Annotated in this window: 15 protein-coding genes; 8 read left to right on the top strand and 7 right to left on the bottom strand. The window is 69.7% G+C overall.

Annotated elements, in window-relative coordinates; translation table 11 throughout:
* Positions 1-1,680: proline dehydrogenase family protein (locus FIF60_RS10095; protein ID WP_204251159.1), on the bottom strand; the 1,680-nt coding region annotated here is incomplete at its 3' end.
* Positions 1,681-1,787: 107 nt separating this feature from the next.
* On the opposite strand from FIF60_RS10095, the gene FIF60_RS10090 reads away from it, so the two are divergent.
* The 4 genes from FIF60_RS10090 to FIF60_RS10075 are packed head-to-tail and all read left to right on the top strand — an operon-like array spanning position 1,788 to position 5,727.
* On the top strand, positions 1,788-2,645 hold the full coding sequence (locus tag FIF60_RS10090) for an ABC transporter permease (protein ID WP_239451580.1): 858 nt from the start codon (positions 1,788-1,790) through the stop codon (positions 2,643-2,645).
* Positions 2,642-3,739, top strand: a complete 1,098-nt coding sequence (locus tag FIF60_RS10085; protein ID WP_144185947.1) for an ABC transporter ATP-binding protein — start codon at positions 2,642-2,644, stop codon at positions 3,737-3,739. Before FIF60_RS10090 ends, FIF60_RS10085 begins: the two co-directional genes overlap by 4 nt.
* A gap of 1 nt (position 3,740) precedes the next feature.
* Positions 3,741-4,778 carry an extracellular solute-binding protein gene (locus FIF60_RS10080; RefSeq protein WP_144185946.1) on the top strand — a complete coding sequence of 346 codons (1,038 nt, stop codon included), beginning with the start codon at positions 3,741-3,743 and terminating at the stop codon, positions 4,776-4,778.
* Between the two features lie 28 nt (positions 4,779-4,806).
* A complete protein-coding gene (locus tag FIF60_RS10075) occupies positions 4,807-5,727 on the top strand; it encodes an ABC transporter permease (RefSeq protein ID WP_239451579.1) in 921 nt (306 codons plus the stop codon).
* 89 nt (positions 5,728-5,816) lie between these two features.
* On the opposite strand, the gene FIF60_RS10070 is transcribed toward FIF60_RS10075, so the two are convergent.
* From FIF60_RS10070 to groES, 4 genes are all read right to left on the bottom strand, one after another.
* Entirely contained in the window at positions 5,817-6,020 is a 204-nt protein-coding gene (locus FIF60_RS10070; RefSeq protein WP_144185945.1) for a cold-shock protein, read from the bottom strand.
* Positions 6,021-6,295: 275 nt separating this feature from the next.
* Positions 6,296-6,499, bottom strand: coding sequence for a cold-shock protein (locus tag FIF60_RS10065; protein ID WP_144185944.1), 204 nt, complete (start codon positions 6,497-6,499; stop codon positions 6,296-6,298).
* Positions 6,500-6,825: 326 nt separating this feature from the next.
* On the bottom strand, positions 6,826-8,463 hold the full coding sequence (gene groL, locus FIF60_RS10060; protein ID WP_144185943.1) for a chaperonin GroEL: 1,638 nt from the start codon (positions 8,461-8,463) through the stop codon (positions 6,826-6,828).
* Positions 8,464-8,515: 52 nt separating this feature from the next.
* Positions 8,516-8,830, bottom strand: coding sequence for a co-chaperone GroES (gene groES / locus FIF60_RS10055; RefSeq protein ID WP_144185942.1), 315 nt, complete (start codon positions 8,828-8,830; stop codon positions 8,516-8,518).
* Positions 8,831-9,091: 261 nt separating this feature from the next.
* On the opposite strand from groES, the gene FIF60_RS10050 reads away from it, so the two are divergent.
* Entirely contained in the window at positions 9,092-9,358 is a 267-nt protein-coding gene (locus FIF60_RS10050; RefSeq protein WP_204251158.1) for an usg protein, read from the top strand.
* Positions 9,359-9,364: 6 nt separating this feature from the next.
* On the opposite strand, the gene FIF60_RS10045 is transcribed toward FIF60_RS10050, so the two are convergent.
* Together FIF60_RS10045 and FIF60_RS10040 are read right to left on the bottom strand one after the other, a co-directional pair.
* Positions 9,365-10,060 carry a TVP38/TMEM64 family protein gene (locus tag FIF60_RS10045; RefSeq protein WP_239451578.1) on the bottom strand — a complete coding sequence of 232 codons (696 nt, stop codon included), beginning with the start codon at positions 10,058-10,060 and terminating at the stop codon, positions 9,365-9,367.
* Between the two features lie 3 nt (positions 10,061-10,063).
* Positions 10,064-10,864 (bottom strand): glycosyltransferase family 2 protein, encoded by an 801-nt coding sequence (locus FIF60_RS10040; RefSeq protein WP_144185940.1) that lies wholly within the window; start codon positions 10,862-10,864, stop codon positions 10,064-10,066.
* Between the two features lie 197 nt (positions 10,865-11,061).
* On the opposite strand from FIF60_RS10040, the gene FIF60_RS10035 reads away from it, so the two are divergent.
* The 3 genes from FIF60_RS10035 to tldD are packed head-to-tail and all read left to right on the top strand — an operon-like array spanning position 11,062 to position 16,377.
* A complete protein-coding gene (locus FIF60_RS10035) occupies positions 11,062-12,135 on the top strand; it encodes a COX15/CtaA family protein (protein WP_144185939.1) in 1,074 nt (357 codons plus the stop codon).
* A 10-nt stretch (positions 12,136-12,145) separates the two neighbouring features.
* Positions 12,146-14,938, top strand: coding sequence for a PAS-domain containing protein (locus FIF60_RS10030; protein ID WP_144185938.1), 2,793 nt, complete (start codon positions 12,146-12,148; stop codon positions 14,936-14,938).
* Positions 14,935-16,377: a metalloprotease TldD gene (tldD, locus tag FIF60_RS10025; protein WP_144185937.1), complete on the top strand. Its 1,443-nt coding sequence runs from the start codon at positions 14,935-14,937 to the stop codon at positions 16,375-16,377. Before FIF60_RS10030 ends, tldD begins: the two co-directional genes overlap by 4 nt.
* Positions 16,378-16,391 lie beyond the last annotated feature (14 nt).

Raw genomic sequence — 16,391 nt, 5'->3', positions numbered from 1 at the left:
CGGGTCGCGCACCGGCACCGCCTCGCCGCGGATGCGGTCGCCGCCGACGATCGGCGCCGCATCGGCCGGGCGCGCGGCGGCTTCGCGGATCGCGGCGAGCACGGGCGGCGCCTCGACAGGGTCGCCGAGGTCGAGCCCCGCGCTGTTCAGCCAGGCACCATAGAGGTTCCGCGGAAGGGGGATGCGCAGGTTGCGCGGCGAGCGGCCGGTGATGGCAGCGACCGGGTCCTCCGCCAGCGCCTCGGCAGGCACCTCGGGGTCGGTCAGCCGGTGCACGAAGCCGGTGTTGGCGCCGTTCTCGAGCAGCCGGCGGACGAGATAGGCGAGAAGGTCCTCATGGCCGCCGACCGGGGCGTAGACGCGCACGGGGCAGTCGGTTCCGGCATAGAGCGCCTCGCCCATGCCGTGCAGGCGCTGCATCTCGAACATGCGCCCCGAGGCATTCTCTAGGATGAAGGCGAGCGAGGTGGCGTTGTGGGTGGCGAAGGCAGGCTGGATGTGCGGCGAGGCGTCGAACATCCGCCGCGCGCAGGCGAGCCAGGAGACGTCGGTCGCCGCCTTGCGGGTGAACACGGGATAGTCCGCCCGGCCCTGCACCTGCGCGTGCTTCACCTCCGTGTCCCAGTAGGCGCCCTTGACCAGCCGCACGGGCATCGGCCGCCCGTTGCGCGCGGCCAGTGCCGCCGCCCAGTCGACCACCGCGAGCCCGCGCTTCTGGTAGGCCTGCACGGCCATGCCGAGCCCGTCCCAACCGGCGAGCGCGGCGTCGCCGTGCACCGCGGCGATGATGTCGAGCGAGATGTCGAGCCTGTCCGCCTCCTCGGCATCGACGGTGAGCCCGATATTGCCTGCCTTCGCGGCCTTCGCGAGCTCGGTGAGCGAGGCGACCAGGGCGGGGATGCAGCCGGGCTTCGTCGGCTCGTAGCGGGGATGCAGCGCGGAGAGCTTCACCGACACGCCGGGCCCTTCGATCGGCCCTCGCCCGCCGCTCGCACGGCCGACGGCGCCGATCGCGTCGCGATAGGAGGCCATGTAGCGCTGCGCGTCCGCTTCCGTGCGCGCTGCCTCGCCGAGCATGTCGAAGCTGTAGCGTGCCCGCCGCGCCTCGGCGCTTTCCTGGCCGCGCTTCAGCGCCTCGCCGATCGTCCGGCCCATCACGAACTGCCCGGCCAGCACCTTCATGCCCTGGCGAAGTGCTGCACGGATCACCGGCTCGCCGAGGCGGCGGACGGTGCGCGACAGCATCGCCGAATCCGCCTCGGGCGAGAGCACGCGGCCCGTGAGCATGAAGGCGAAGGAGGAGGCGTTGACGAGAAGGCTGTCTGCCTGGCCGAGATGGCTCTGCCAATCCGCACCCGCGAGCTTGTCCTCGATCAGCCTGTCCGCGGTCGCTGCGTCGGGGATGCGGAGAAGCGCTTCGGCGAGGCAGAGAAGGGCGACACCTTCGCGGGTGCCGAGGCCGAACTCGGCGAGGAAGGCCGAGACGTCGGCGCCGGGCGTGTGCGCGCGGCGTGCGCCTTCGACCAGAGCGATCGCACGCGATCGTACGCGCGCAGCGGCCTCCGGCGGCAGTGAGGCAAGCGCGAGAAGGGGGGCGAGGACGGTCTCGTCGGCCGCGCGGTGCAGCCGGCGGATGGCGGCGCGGTGCGGGTCAGCCGCGAGCGGGGAGCCTTCTGGCATGAGCCCATCGTGCACCAAAGCCCGCGCCACGCACCATGCTTCCTTGTGAACCCGGCCTCCCGCCCATAGGATCGCGCGCGACCACGAACCGGGGGACCAGGGTCAACGTGACGACGATTGCCGCATCGGCGGAGGGGGGAGTGCCTGCCGCGGGCCCGGGCCGCCGGTGGCTCGGCCGCTTCGCCCTGCGCGCGGTGGCGACGGTCGTTTTCTGCTTCATGTTCCTGCCGGTGTTCTTCGTCGCCTGGATCTCGCTGTTCGACCAGCAGATCGTCTCCTTCCCGCCGGACGGCTATACCTTCGCCTGGTACGCGAACGCGCTCTCGCGCCCCGAGTTCGCGCGCGGCTTCGTCACGAGCTTCCAGGTCGCCGCCGTCGCGACGGTGATCGGCGTCAGCCTGGGCGCAGCCGCGGCCTATGCGATCGTCCGGTTCCGCTTCGCGGGAAGCGGCACGCTGAACACGCTCCTGCTCGGGCCGCTCGTCGTTCCCGGCATCGTCGCCGGCACCGCGCTCTACGTCTATTACGTCGCGCTCGAGAACGCGCTCGACGTGGATTTCCGCGCCACCCTGCATGGTCTCGTGCTCGGCCACGTCCTGCTGACCATCCCCTGGACGGTGCGGCTCGTCTCCGCCTCGCTGGTCGGGCTCGACCGGGCGATGGAGGAGGCGGCGGCCAATCTCGGCGCCTCGCCGCTGACCGTCTTCCGGCGCGTGACGCTGCCGATGATGCGGCCCGGCCTCGTCGCGGCAAGCCTGTTCAGCTTCATCCAGAGCTTCGAGAATCTCGAGCTCTCGCTTCTCCTCGTGGGCCCGGGGCGGATCACGCTTCCGGTCGCGATGCTGAACTACCTCGAGTTCCGCATTGACCCGACCATCGCTGCCGTCGCGACGATGCAGATCGTGATCATCGGTGCCCTGATGCTGATCTCCGACCGTTTCGTGAAACTCTCCCGGATCGTATGAGCGAACTCGTCCTCACCTCCCTGCGCAAGACCTACGGCCCGACCGTCGCTGTCGACGATGTGAGCCTCACCGTGCGCGAGGGGGAGCTCGTCGCGCTGCTCGGCCCCTCCGGCTGCGGCAAGACGACGACGCTGCGCATGGTCGCTGGCTTCATCGAGCCGACGGCAGGGCAGATCGTGATCGGCGGGCGTGACGTGACGCACCTGCCGCCGCATCGCCGCGACACCGGCATGGTGTTCCAGTCCTACGCCCTCTTCCCGCACATGACGGTTGCACAGAACGTGGCTTTCGGGCTCGAGATGCGGAACGTGCCGAAGGCCGAGGCGGAGAAGCGCGTGGCCGATGCGCTCTCCCTCGTCCGGCTCGGCCATCTCGGCGAGCGCTATCCGCGCCAGCTCTCCGGCGGGCAGCAGCAGCGCGTCGCGCTTGCGCGTGCGCTGGTGGTCAACCCGGGCGTGTTCCTGCTCGACGAGCCGCTCTCCAACCTCGACGCCAAGCTCCGCCTCGAGGTGCGCGTCGAGATCCGTGAGCTGCAGCGCCGGCTCGGGCTCACCACCGTGTTCGTCACGCATGACCAGGAGGAGGCGCTGACGCTGGCCGATCGCCTCGTGGTGATGGCCAATGGCGTGGTGCAGCAGGTTGGCACGCCGGAGGAGCTCTATGAGAGCCCGGCCAACCTTTTCGTCGCGGGCTTCATCGGCCGCTCGAACGTTCTCGCCGGACGGCTCGTCTCGCCAGGCCGGTTCGAGAGCCGCGGCGGGCTTGCCGTCTCGGTGCCGGCCGATGGCCGCGCAGCCGGCCCGGCCGCGCTCGCGCTCCGCCCCGAGCGGCTGACGCTTGCCGAGCCAGGCGCGCCCGTTGCGCCGTGCATGAACAGCGCGACCGGGAAGCTCGTTCTCGTGACCTATCTGGGCGCGACGAGCGAGTATCGTGTCGATCTCCGCGGCGACGAGGTTCTGACTGCCACGCTGCCGACCCCGCCCGCCTCGGACCCGCTCAGGCGTCTCGCGGCCGGCGACCCCGTGACCCTGACCTGGCCGGCCGACGCATGCCGGCTGCTCGCGCCCGACGGCGCCCACGACCAAGGAGGCTGAGATGATCGGATCTCGTATCAATCGCCGGGCGCTGCTCGCGGGTGCCGCCGCCGCGCTCGCCGCGCCGCATGTCGCACGTGCGCAGTCTGGCGGACGCGTCATCGTCGGCACGTGGGGCGGCGACTACCAGGACCTGCTCAAGCTCAACATCGCCGACCCGCTGATGGCGCCGAAGGGCATCGAGACGCTCTACGACGTGGGCGTCGCCCCGCCCCGCAAGACCAAGCTTCTGGCCGAGCGGACGAGCCGCCGCGGCAGCATGGACGTCGCCTGCCTGTCGGACATCGACATGTTCGAGATGTCGCAGCTCAACCTGTTCGAGGAGCCGACCGAGGCGAACGTCCCGAACATGAAGCACGTGATCAAGGCGCTGGCGAAGCCCTACGCGCTGCCGCACATCTATTCGGGCAAGGTCATCCTCTACAACCCGGACAAGATGACGCCCGCGCCCCGCAGCTACAACGACCTGTGGGACCCGAAATGGCGCGGCCGCATCGGCTTCGCCGACGGGCTCTACATGCAGGTCATCGAGAGTGCGGCGATGATCAACGGCGGCAGCCCGACCAATTTCGAGCCCGCCAAGGCGAAGCTCATGGAGCTCAAGAAGCTCGAGCCGCGCGTCTACCCCTCGAACGAGGCGCTGGCCGCGGCGCTCAAGAGCGAGGAGGTGTACGCCACCATCATGTGGCTCGCGCGCGGCTACATGTGGAAGAAGGGTGGGCTGAACCTCACCCATGCCGTTCCGGAAGAAGGTGCCACGCCGATCATCTTCGACAAGGCGGTACCGCGGAACGCGCCCAACAAGGCCAATGGCTGGGCCTGGATGAACGCGATGCTCGACCCGAAGGCGCAGCTCGGCTTCGCCGACCGGATGGGCTACGTGCCGACGGTCACGAACGCGGAGATCCCGGCCGAGATCGCGCGCGAGATCAGCTTCACGCCGGAGCAGCAGGAGAAGTTCATCCAGCCGAACTACGAGTACATCGCGCAGAACAACTCGCAGCTCCTCGAGTGGTGGACGCGCGAGTTCAAGGGCTGAGCATGGCGATGGCGGAAGGAGGGCGGCGGTGGCGCTGACGGTCACCGCGCCCGCGATCGGGGCCGGCGAGAGGCGGGCAGGGGCAGGGTTCAGCCTCGGCCCGGCTCTCGTCATCCCCGCGACGCTGCTCGTGCTCGCCTTCCTCGGCGCGCCGATGGCGCTGCTCTTCCGCTACAGCCTCAACCGCTACAGCCCGCGCGAGTTCATGATCGACGCGGTGACGGCGGAGAACTACATCCGCTTCTTCACCGACCCCTACTTCATCGGCGTGCTCGGCACGACCGTGCAGGTCGCGGCGTTCTGCACCGTCGTCGCGACGCTCGCGGCGTTTCCCGTCGCCTACCTTCTCGCCCGCTCGCAGAGCCGGTGGAAGAGCGCGCTCGTCATCGCCGTGGTGTTCCCGCTGATGGTCGGCAATGTCGTGCGCGCGGCAGGCTGGATGGCGCTGCTCGGCAACGATGGCGCGGTGAACGCGGTGCTGCGCTGGACCGGCATCGTCTCCGAGCCTGTACGGCTGATGTACACGCCGTTTGCGGTGATCCTCGGCATCGTCGCGGTGGTGCTGCCCTACATGATCCTGACGCTGCAGAGCGTGATCGAAAGCATCGGCCGCGATGTCGAGGAGGCGGCGGCCAATCTCGGCGCTGGGCCCATGGTGGTGTTCCGCCGCGTGCTCCTGCCGCTCTCGCTGCCAGGCATCATCGCCGGCGGCACGCTCGTGTTCATCCTCTGCATGAACGCCTATGCGACGCCGGTGCTGCTCGGCGGGCCGCAGTTCAAGATGATGGCGCCTGCCCTGTACGACCAGTTCGCGCGCACCACCAACTGGCCATTCGGCGCCGCGCTCGCGTTCATCCTGATGGCCTCGACGCTGATCCTCACCTTGATCGGCACGACGCTTCTCGCGCGACGGATGCATCACCGGCGCATCGACGCCGCGGCGCGCTGAGCGGGGCGGGCGGGGCGCAAGCCTCCGCAAAGCGAAGGGCCGCCCCCTTGCGGGAGCGGCCCTTGCCGTCAGTGGAGCCGGGGGGGTGCTCAGGCGGCGCGGAGGTTCGTCGCGGCGGGCTTGCCGCGCTCCATGCTCACCTCGAAGCTCACCTTCTGGCCCTCGTTCAGGCCGGTCATGCCGGCCGCCTGCACGGCGGTGATGTGGACGAACACGTCCTTGCCGCCCTGGTCGGGAACGATGAAGCCGAAGCCCTTCGTCGGGTTGAACCACTTGACGATACCGGTGGCCATCGATGGCCCTCCTTCTCTCTCGAACCGCCGTGCGACCGTCGCACGACGGGCAGACAACCGGGAGTTCGGGGAGTGAGCCTTTGGCATCCCGGTGGCCTGGTGGTCCGGAGAGCCGGTCGGTCAGTCGAGCCAAACGCGATTGCAGGTATTAGACAGGCAGGTTGCGCAATCGAGGTCAAGCCAAAAGCCATGTCGCGCCGCAGCAGGAAAACCGCGGCCGGAAACGAGAAAGGGCCGCCCCGAGGGGCGGCCCTTCCGTCGTGGTGCGGGGCAGCTCAGATCGCGCGGAGCATGCCGGCGGCAGCCTTGCCGCGCTCCATCGCAACCTCGTAGCTGACCTTCTGGCCCTCGTTCAGCCCGGTCAAGCCGGCCGCCTGGACGGCGGTGATATGGACGAACACGTCCTTGCCGCCGTCGTCGGGAACGATGAACCCGAAGCCCTTCGTCGGGTTGAACCACTTCACAGTGCCTGTGGCCATGGGGGCCTCCTATGTCGAGCACGTCGCAGCGTGCGGTGATCGCACGTCGCCAGACCAACCGGGGTTTTCGGAGCGAGCATCGAAGACGTCCGGGTTGAGCCGGAGTGCCGCCAAGGCCAGGCAAGCGAAACGCACGATTGCCCCGCAATGGGCGCAGGGAGACGCCGCGGGGTCAAGTACAATCGCCGCCGCGCCGCCGATCGTGAGGCCTGCGTGCCACACGGGACTGACGAAAAAAGGGGGCCGCCCGAAGGCGACCCCCCTGTTCCGATCGGCCGTCTCCGGCCGGAACGACGTGGATCAGAAATCCCAAGCCGCGGAGCGGCTCAGAAATCCATGTCGCCCATGCCGCCGCCCGGGCCACCGGCCGGGGCTGCCTTCTTCTCCGGACGCTCGGCCACCATCGCCTCGGTGGTGATGAGCAGCGAGGCGACCGAGGAAGCATCCTGCAGCGCCGTGCGCACGACCTTGGTCGGGTCGATGATGCCGGCCTTCACGAGGTCCTTGAACTCGCCCGTCTGCGCGTCGAAGCCGAAATTGTACTCGTCGTTGTCGAGCACCTTGCCGAGGATGACGGCACCGTCCTCGCCGGCGTTCTCGCTGATCTGGCGCAGCGGCGTGGTGATCGCCTTGCGCACGATCTCGATGCCGAAGCGCTGGTCGTCGTTGTCGACCTTGATCTTGGTGAGGATCAGGCTGGCGCGGGCGAGCGCGGTGCCGCCGCCCGGAACGATGCCCTCCTCGACGGCAGCGCGCGTGGCGTGCAGCGCGTCGTCGACCCGGTCCTTCCGCTCCTTCACCTCGACCTCGGTCGAGCCGCCGACGCGGATCACGGCAACGCCGCCGGCGAGCTTCGCCAGCCGCTCCTGCAGCTTCTCGCGGTCGTAGTCCGAGGTGGTCTCCTCGATCTGCGCCTTGATCTGGCCGCAGCGGCCCTGGATGTCGGCCTTCTTGCCGGCACCCTCGACGATCAGGGTGCTCTCCTTCTCGATCACGACCTTCTTGGCCTTGCCGAGCATGTTGAGCGTGACCGTCTCGAGCTTGATGCCGAGGTCTTCGCTGATCACCTGGCCGCCCGTGAGGATCGCGATGTCCTCGAGCATGGCCTTGCGGCGGTCACCGAAGCCGGGGGCCTTCACGGCGGCGACCTTGAGCCCGCCGCGCAGCTTGTTCACCACGAGGGTGGCGAGCGCCTCGCCCTCGACATCCTCGGCGATGATCAGCAGCGGCTTGCCCGTCTGCACCACGGCCTCGAGCAGCGGCAGCATCGGCTGCAGGCCCGAGAGCTTCTTCTCGTGGATCAGGATGTAGGGGCTGTCGAGCTCGGTGATCATCTTCTCCGCGTTGGTAACGAAGTACGGAGAGACGTAGCCGCGGTCGAACTCCATGCCCTCGACGACGTCGAGCTCGGTCTGGATGCCCTTGGCCTCCTCGACCGTGATCACGCCCTCGTTGCCGACCTTCTGCATCGCCTTGGCGATCATCTCGCCGATCTCGCTCTCGCCGTTGGCGGAGATCGTGCCGACGGCGGCGACCTCGGCGGAGGTCGAGATCTTCTTCGACTTCTTCTTGAGGTCCTCGACGACCACGTTCACGGCCTTGTCGATGCCGCGCTTAAGGTCCATCGGGTTCATGCCGGCGGCAACGGCCTTGGCACCCTCGCGGACAATCGACTGCGCGAGTACGGTGGCCGTCGTCGTGCCGTCACCGGCGACGTCGTTGGTCTTCGAGGCCACCTCGCGCACCATCTGCGCGCCCATGTTCTCGAACTTGTCGCCGAGCTCGATTTCCTTGGCGACGGTCACGCCGTCCTTGGTGATGCGCGGCGCGCCGAAGCTCTTGTCGAGCACGACGTTGCGGCCCTTGGGGCCGAGCGTGACCTTCACGGCATTGGCGAGGATGTCGACGCCGCGGAGCATCCGCTCGCGCGCGTCAGAGCCGAACCTCACGTCCTTTGCGGGCATGTTCTCTTATCCTTCGATGGGTTGAACGACGTCAGAGAGGCGGCGAAGAGGATCAGGCGGCCTTCTTCTTGGCTGCCGTGACCTCGACGATCCCCATGATGTCGCTCTCCTTCATGATGAGTAGGTCTTCGCCGTCGATCTTGACCTCGGTGCCGGACCACTTGCCGAACAGCACGCGGTCGCCGGCCTTAACGTCGAGCGCGACGAGCTCGCCCTTCTCGTTGCGGGCGCCGGGGCCGACCGCCACGATCTCGCCCTCCATGGGCTTCTCCTTGGCGGTGTCGGGAATGATGATGCCGCCCGCCGTCTTCTCCTCGGCGGTCACGCGGCGCACCACCACACGGTCGTGCAGGGGACGAAACTTCATTGGGAGCTCTCCTGGCGTTTACACGTCGTCCCCGCCTGTGCTGCCGAGCCGCGGCGACGGCTGCTAGCACTCACTGGCGAGGAGTGCCAGCGATCTAGGCCCATGGGAGGGCGAAGTCAAGAGTGGCAGCACTCTCGGGGGCTGGCTGCTAATTCCTTGAAAACACGGCGTTTTCGCTTCCCGTTCCGGCCCTGTTCCTGTCATCCTTCCCGGTCCAGGGAACGGGATGCCGTCACTGAAGGAATGGAGGAACCAGAAGAGATGACGACGCCGCTTGCACGCCAGCTCGCCGGATATCGGCTGACCACGGCGAAGATCCTCTATCACATGCCGGATCACCCCGCCCTGCTGCAGACCTTCGTCTGGCAGAACCTCGACATCGCCCCGCGCTTCCCGGAGCTCAACCGCTTCCTCGCCTTCTGGGAGCGCGAGATCGAGGGGCGGCTGCATTCGGTCTCTGTCGCCTCGGCCGGGCTCGTGAAGCCGGCAGAGCTCCGATTCGCCAGGGGCGAATTCGGGCTGCACTGAGCCCTCTCAACCCTCCTCCTCGAGCCCGGAGGCTTCTGCCGCCTCGCGCGCGCGCCGCCCGCGCCTGAGCAGCCACACGCCGAGCAGGATGGAGGCGGCGAACAGCCCGAAGCCGAGCCAGAGCTGAACCGCTCCGTCCACCCTCACCCCCTTGCCGAGAAGGGCGAACACCACGGTCTGCGGCACGTAGCCGAGCGCCGAGCCGAGCAGGAACGGCAGGAACGCCACGCCAGAGAGCCCTGCGAGAAGGGTGATGGCGAGGTTGTTGCCCACGGGAAGGAGCCGGAGCGTCAGCGCCGCGGTGAAGGTGTTATCGGCGAGGAACCGGTCGAGCCGCGCGAGGCGCCCGGCATAGGCACGCTCGATCCGGCGCCTCGCCCAGTCCCGCCCCACCGCGCGTGCCCAGAGGAACGAGCCGGCGCAGCCCGCGACCATCGCGACGAGCCCGAGAAGCGTTCCCATCAGCGCCCCGAAGGCGGTGCCCCCCGCGAAGGCCACGGCCTGGCGCGGGATGCCGACCATGCAGGCGACGGCGCCGAGGGCGACGAACACGACCTCGCCCGGGATGCCGGCGCGGCCGGCCACGCGATCGAGGAAGCCGGTGTCGAGCATCCCGGCGTCGCGGAGCTCGCGAAGCAGCACGCCCGCGGCCACGAGGCCCGCAAGCAGCAGCAGCGGCTTGCCCAGGCGCGAGAGCCGCACGGCTCAGCCCTGCCCCTCGCCGTCCCTCACGCGCTCGGCGATGGGCCTCTTCCAGCGTCGCTGCAACCACAACACGCCGAACAGGTCGGCGATCGCGACGGCGAGACGGTCGAGCGTGCCGTAGTTCGACCTGCCCCGCAGCCGCGGACGATGGTTCACCGGAACGCTCGCCACCCGCCCGCCTGCGCGCAGGAAGAGCGCGGGAAGGTAGCGATGCATGTGGTCGAAATGCGGGAGCTCGAGGAAGTCGCCGCGGCGGAACAGCTTGAGCCCGCAGCCCGTGTCTGGCGTGGCGTCGCCAAGCAGCCAGGCGCGGAAGCGGTTGGCGAAGCGGCTGGTGAAGCGCTTCGTTGCCGTATCCTTGCGGTTCACCCGGTGACCGGCGATCAGGATCGGCGCCGACGAGCCCTCGGCCTCCTTCAGCGCCCGGGCGTAAAGGGCGGGAATGTCTGCTGGGTCGTTCTGGCCGTCGCCGTCGAGGGTGGCGATCCAGCGGCCGCGCGCCGCCTTCACGCCGGAGACGATCGCCGCACTCTGCCCGCAGCTCCGCGCATGCCGGATCCGCACCAGGTCGCCGGCCCTTGCCTCCTCTGCGAGGCGCGCCTGGGTGTCGTCGGTCGAGCCGTCATCGACATAGACGATCTCGGCGCCGAGCGGGGCGGTGGCGGCGCGGATCTCGGCAATCAGCGGCGCGATGTTCGGCCCCTCGTTCCGCACCGGCACGACGACCGAGAGGGGTGGCGCCTCGGTGTCTCGCCATGCCGGGGCGGGCTCGGCCGCCGCGGCAGCATTCTCTGTCGGCATGGGGAGGTACGGTCCCGTTCCGGCCTGCCGGGACGGTCCCTGCGGGGCTGCCACGGCGCGGCCGTTGCTTGATTTCGGCGTGCCGGGCGCCATACCAGAGGGGCGGGGGCCGGGCAAGCGACGCGGCTGCAGCCCCGCCTGTCACCCCGGTCGCCACGGCCCTGCGCCTGGCCCCGGCACGAGGACGATGCGAGACGATGCCCTTCGACACGACCTGGCCGCCCCTGGACGCAGACGCCGCCGACCGTGACCGGGCCGGCGACGGTGCCGTCGCGGCCTGGCTGATGATCGTCGCGGCCATGATCGTCGTGATGATCGCGCTCGGCGGCGCGACGCGGCTGACCGGTTCCGGGCTCTCGATCATGGAGTGGCGGCCGCTGACAGGCTGGCTTCCGCCCTTGTCGGAGGCGGAGTGGAACCGCCTTTTCGCCCTCTACCGCACCATCCCGCAATACCTCGAGGTGAACCGGGGGATGGACCTTGCCGGGTTCAAGGAGATCTTCTGGCTCGAGTACCTGCACCGGCTCTGGGGCAAGCTGATCGGCGTGGCCTTCGCGGGCGGGGCCATCCTGCTCGCCCTGACGGGGCGGCTCCGGCGCAGCCTCTGGCCGCGCATCGGGCTGCTGTTCGGCCTCGGCGCGCTTCAGGGGCTGCTCGGCTGGTTCATGGTGGCGTCGGGCTTCTTCCCGCACCGCACCGCCGTGAGCCCCTACAGGCTGACGATGCATCTCGGCCTCGCCTTCGTGATCTTCGCCGCCGTGCTCTGGACCGCGCTCGACCTGCTTCGCCCTGCGCGTCGTGGGGAGCCGCCGCCGCGTGCGCTCAAGGTCGCGGTGCATGCCGCCGGCGGCTTCGCGGTGCTCACCATGCTCGCGGGCGGGTTCGTGGCAGGCACGCGGGCAGGGTTCACCTTCAACACTTTTCCGCTGATGGACGGCAGGCTGTTCCCCGCCGGCTACGCTGACCTCTCGCCCTTCGTGCTGAACTTCTTCGAGAACCTGGCCGCGGTGCAGTTCAACCACAGGCTTCTCGCCACGCTCGCCCTCGTCGCCGCCGTCCTGGCGGGCGCGCTCGCCCTGCGTGCCGGCTCGCCCTGGCGGCTCCCGGTGCTCGGTCTCTCCGGCGCGATCGTCCTGCAATACGTCCTCGGCATCGCCACGCTGCTCGCCGTGGTTCCCGTGTCGCTCGGCACGCTTCACCAGACGATGGCGGTTCTCGTTCTCGGCGCCTTCGTCATCGCCGCGCACAGGGTGCGCCGGCTTGTGGCATGATCGCGGCCTGATGGAAGGAACCACCCAGGGACGCCGCGACGGCGACACCACCTCCGAGGTCGAGGCGCTGCGCGTCGCCTGCGCGATGCTCGAGGCGCGCGAGCGGCGGCTCAGGGATTTCGCCTTCGCCTCGGGCGACTGGTTCTGGGAACAGGACGCCGAGCTCCGCTTCACCTGGCTCTCGCAGCGTGACGTTCCGCCGGGGGGAGACGTTCTCGCCCCGAGGCTGAACGACCCGATGCTCGGCCGCACGCGCGACGAGAATGCCATCCGCGAACCCGGCGACGAGGCGATGTGGTCGGCGCATGCCGAGGCCCTGGCGGCCCGGCGGCCGTTCCGTGACCTCACCTACCGGTCGCGCCGCGGCACCGACCTTCCCTTCTGGGTGCGCATCAGCGGCGTTCCCGTGTTCGGCGCCGATGGGCGGTTCGAGGGCTATCGCGGCATCGGCCGCGACGTCACGGCGGAAATGGAGGCCACTCAGGCCGCCCGCAGGCAGAGCGCGCTCCTGCGCGACACGCTCGACCGGCTGCCCGTCGGCATCGTCCTCTATGACGCGGAGCGGCGGCTGATCTGGGCCAACGCCGCCTATGCCGAGATGGCCGGCGGCAACATGTCCGAGCTCGTTCCCGGTCGCACGCTCGAGGAGGTCGTGCGCGCCTATGCGGGCCGCGGCGGCTATGGCCCGGGCGACCCCGAGAGCTACGTCGCGCTCGCCCTCTCGATCGACCGTACGCGCCCGCATCGCCGCACGCGCCGGCTTCCGGACGGCCGCTCGATCGATGTGCGCTACGAGCCGCTTCCCGATGGCGGGCACGTCATCTGCGCGCTCGACGTCACGCCGCTGATCGAGGCCGAGCAGGAAGCTCGTTCGCGCGCCACGCAGCTCGACATCGTTCTCGCGCGTCTGCGCAGCGGAGTCTGCGTGTACGGGCCCGATCATCGGGTGACTCTGAAGAACCGGCGCTACGAGGAGCTGCTCGGCCTTCCGCACGACGCGGTCAGGCCAGGCATGGGGCTCGTCGACGTGATGCGGATGCTGCGCGACCGCGGCGAGTTCGACGCGCTCGACGCGGACGCCTATCTCGCGCGCATCCTCGCGATGGACCGGACGGTGCCGCACGTCACGCGCCGCGTCCGCGCGACCGGAACGGTGCTCGACATCGGCTCCGACCCGCTTCCCGATGGCGGGTTCATGATCAGCGCCAACGACATCACCGCGCTCGCGCGCGCCGAGGACGAGGCGCGCGGCCGGGCGACCATGCTCGACGCCATCCTCGCCAACCTGCCGCACGGCGTGGCCGTGTATGACCGTTCCCGCATCGTGACGATGTTCAACCCCGCCTACTCGGCGATCATGAACGGCGCGCCGATCATGGTCGGCGACACGATCGCGGACGTGATCCGCCGGCGCGCCGCGGCGGGCGAGTACGGCTCGGGCGATGTCGAGGAACTCGTCGCGCGCGAACTCGCCCGCGACGTGCGAGAGCCGCAGCGTCGCCGGCGCGTCCGCCCGAACGGCACGGCGATCGACGTCCGCTCCGCCCCGCTTCCCGATGGCGGGCACGTTTCGGTGGTGACAGACATCACCCCCGTCGTCGAGGCCGAGGCGGAGGCGATGCGGCGCGCGGCGATGCTCGACACGATGCTCGAGCACATCCGCCACGGCATCTGCATGTTCGACCGCGACCGACGCGTCGTGAGCGCGAACCGCATGGCCGCGCAGCTTCTGCTGCACCCGCCCGATTTCCTCGTCGCCGGGCGGACGCAGGAGGAACTCGTCGGCGCGCTTCGCGCGCGCGGCGAGCTCGGCCAGGGAGAGGAGGCGGAGGCGCGCGTCGGGGACTTCCTGAGCCGTGACCGCTCGATCCCGACCATCCATCGGCGCACCCGGTCTGACGGGCATGTGCTCGAGGTCCGCTCCGACCCCACGCCAGATGGTGGCTTCGTCGTCACCTACACCGACGTGACAGACCAGACGGAGGCGGAAAGCCGCCTCCGTTCGGCGAAGGAACAGGCCGAGGCGGCGAGCCGGGCGAAGAGCCAGTTCCTCGCGACAATGAGCCACGAGCTGCGCACGCCGCTCAACGCCATCATCGGCTTCTCCGACGCGCTGATGCACGACCCCTCGCGCGCGGGCCTCACCAAGATCGCCGAGTACGCTGCGTCCATCAACGAGGCGGGAAGGCACCTCCTCGCGCTCATCAACGACATCCTCGACGTCGCCCGGATCGAGGCGGGCCGCATCGACCTCTCCGAGGACAAGGTCGACATCGCGCGGCTTGCCGAGAGCTGCCGCCGCCTGATGGAGCCGACGGCGCGCACGACCGGGGCGAAGCTGACGCTCGACCTGCCCGATGACCTGCCGCTGGTGCGCGGCGACGAGCGGCGGCTGCGGCAGATCCTCCTCAATCTCGTCTCCAACGCGGTGAAGTTCTCCGGCTCCGCCGGGCATGTGCGGATCTCGGCGCGCGTGACGGAGGAGGAGACGCTGAAGGTCATCGTCTCCGACAACGGCATCGGCATCTCGAAGGAGCAGCTCGAGCACGTCTTCCAGCCCTTCACACAGCTGGATAGCTCTCTCTCCCGCCGGTTCCAGGGAAGCGGCCTCGGCCTCTACCTCTCCCGTGCTCTTGCCGTCGCGCATGGCGGCACGCTGCATCTCGAGAGCCCGGGCGAGGGGCAGGGCACCACCGCTGTGCTGACGCTTCCCGCCTCGCGCGTCGTCGCACCGCCTGGCGGCAAGGCCGCCGACACACAATCCGCCGCCGATGCGCGCGGCACCAGGAGCAGCCCCCAATGAGCCATCTCGATACGACCGACAGGCTGTTCTTCGGCCGCGACGATTCCGCGATCGACCGCGACGGAGCCGAACGCATCGCCGCCGCGGCGCTCGAGGGCATGGACGATGGCGAGCTCTTCCTCGAGTACCGCGAGAGCGAGGCGCTCGCGCTCGAGGATGGGCGCATCCGCTCGGCGAGCTTCGACACCACGCTGGGCTTCGGCCTCCGCGCCGTCGCGGGAGAGGCGGTCGGCTATGCCCACGCGGGGGAGGTGAGCGAGGCGGCGCTGAAGCGCGCGGCGGAGACAGTGCGCGGCGTCCGATCGGGCCGCGGCGGCACGATGGATGTCGCGCCACGCTCCACCAATGCGCGCCTCTACGCGCCGGAGAACCCCGTCGCGGCGCTCGACTTCCCGGCCAAGGCGGAGCTTCTCGCGAGGATCGACGCGCATGCCCGCGCGCGCGACCCGCGCGTGACGCAGGTGATGGCGACCCTCTCTGGCGAATGGCAGGCGGTGCAGATCATCCGCGCGGATGGCGTGCGGGTGGCAGACCTCCGCCCCCTCGTGCGCCTCAACGTCACCGTCGTCGTCTCCGCGAACGGGCGGCGCGAGACCGGCACCTTCGGCACAGGCGGGCGCCATGGCTATGGCCACCTGCTGGAGCCCGCGACCTGGCAGGGCGCGGTGGACGAGGCGCTTCGGCAGGCCGTGGTGAACCTCGATGCGGTGCCTGCGCCTGCCGGCGAGATGGAGGTCGTGCTCGGCCCGGGATGGCCTGGGATCCTTCTGCACGAAGCGATCGGCCATGGGCTCGAGGGCGACTTCAACCGCAAGAAGACCTCTGCCTTCGCCGGCCTGCTCGGCCAGCGCATCGCAGCGCCCGGCGTGACGGTGGTCGATGACGGCACGCTCCCCGACCGGCGCGGCAGCCTCACCGTCGACGACGAGGGCACGCCCTCTGGCCGCACGGTGATGATCGAGGACGGCATCCTTCGCGCCTTCATCCAGGACAGGCAGAATGCGCGGCTGATGGGCGTCTCGCCCACCGGCAACGGGCGGAGGCAGAGCTTCGCGCATGCGCCGATGCCGCGCATGACCAACACGATCATGACCGGCGGGCAGCATGCGCCGGAGGAAATCATCGCCTCGGTCGATCGCGGCCTCTACGCGGTCAATTTCGGCGGCGGGCAGGTGGACATCACGTCGGGCAAGTTCGTCTTCTCCGCCTCGGAGGCGTATCTGATCGAGGGCGGAAGGATCGGCCCTGCCGTGAAGGGCGCGACGCTGATCGGCAACGGGCCCGAGGCGCTGACGAAGGTGACGATGGTCGGCAGCGACCCGGGCCTCGATCCCGGCATCGGCACCTGCGGCAAGAACGGTCAGGGCGTGCCTGTCGGCGTCGGCCAGCCCACGCTGAAGATGCGCGGGCTGACCGTCGGAGGAACGGCGGTGCGCTGAGCGCCGCCGCCGCC

Origin of the sequence: Elioraea rosea (assembly GCF_007644105.1) — a bacterium.
GTDB lineage: Bacteria > Pseudomonadota > Alphaproteobacteria > Acetobacterales > Acetobacteraceae > Elioraea_A > Elioraea_A rosea.
This window is presented reverse-complemented; position numbering and strand designations above follow the sequence as displayed.

Excerpts from the sequence above, each read along its gene's own strand:
- FIF60_RS10085 (WP_144185947.1), top strand. The coding sequence starts at position 2,642 with ATGAGCGAACTCGTCCTCACCTCCCTGCGCAAGACCTACGGCCCGACC.
- FIF60_RS10080 (WP_144185946.1), top strand. The coding sequence starts at position 3,741 with ATGATCGGATCTCGTATCAATCGCCGGGCGCTGCTCGCGGGTGCCGCC.
- FIF60_RS10070 (WP_144185945.1), bottom strand. The coding sequence starts at position 6,020 with ATGGCCACCGGTATCGTCAAGTGGTTCAACCCGACGAAGGGCTTCGGC.
- FIF60_RS10065 (WP_144185944.1), bottom strand. The coding sequence starts at position 6,499 with ATGGCCACAGGCACTGTGAAGTGGTTCAACCCGACGAAGGGCTTCGGG.
- groL (WP_144185943.1), bottom strand. The coding sequence starts at position 8,463 with ATGCCCGCAAAGGACGTGAGGTTCGGCTCTGACGCGCGCGAGCGGATG.
- groES (WP_144185942.1), bottom strand. The coding sequence starts at position 8,830 with ATGAAGTTTCGTCCCCTGCACGACCGTGTGGTGGTGCGCCGCGTGACC.
- FIF60_RS10050 (WP_204251158.1), top strand. The coding sequence starts at position 9,092 with ATGACGACGCCGCTTGCACGCCAGCTCGCCGGATATCGGCTGACCACG.
- FIF60_RS10040 (WP_144185940.1), bottom strand. The coding sequence starts at position 10,864 with ATGCCGACAGAGAATGCTGCCGCGGCGGCCGAGCCCGCCCCGGCATGG.
- FIF60_RS10035 (WP_144185939.1), top strand. The coding sequence starts at position 11,062 with ATGCCCTTCGACACGACCTGGCCGCCCCTGGACGCAGACGCCGCCGAC.
- FIF60_RS10030 (WP_144185938.1), top strand. The coding sequence starts at position 12,146 with ATGGAAGGAACCACCCAGGGACGCCGCGACGGCGACACCACCTCCGAG.
- tldD (WP_144185937.1), top strand. The coding sequence starts at position 14,935 with ATGAGCCATCTCGATACGACCGACAGGCTGTTCTTCGGCCGCGACGAT.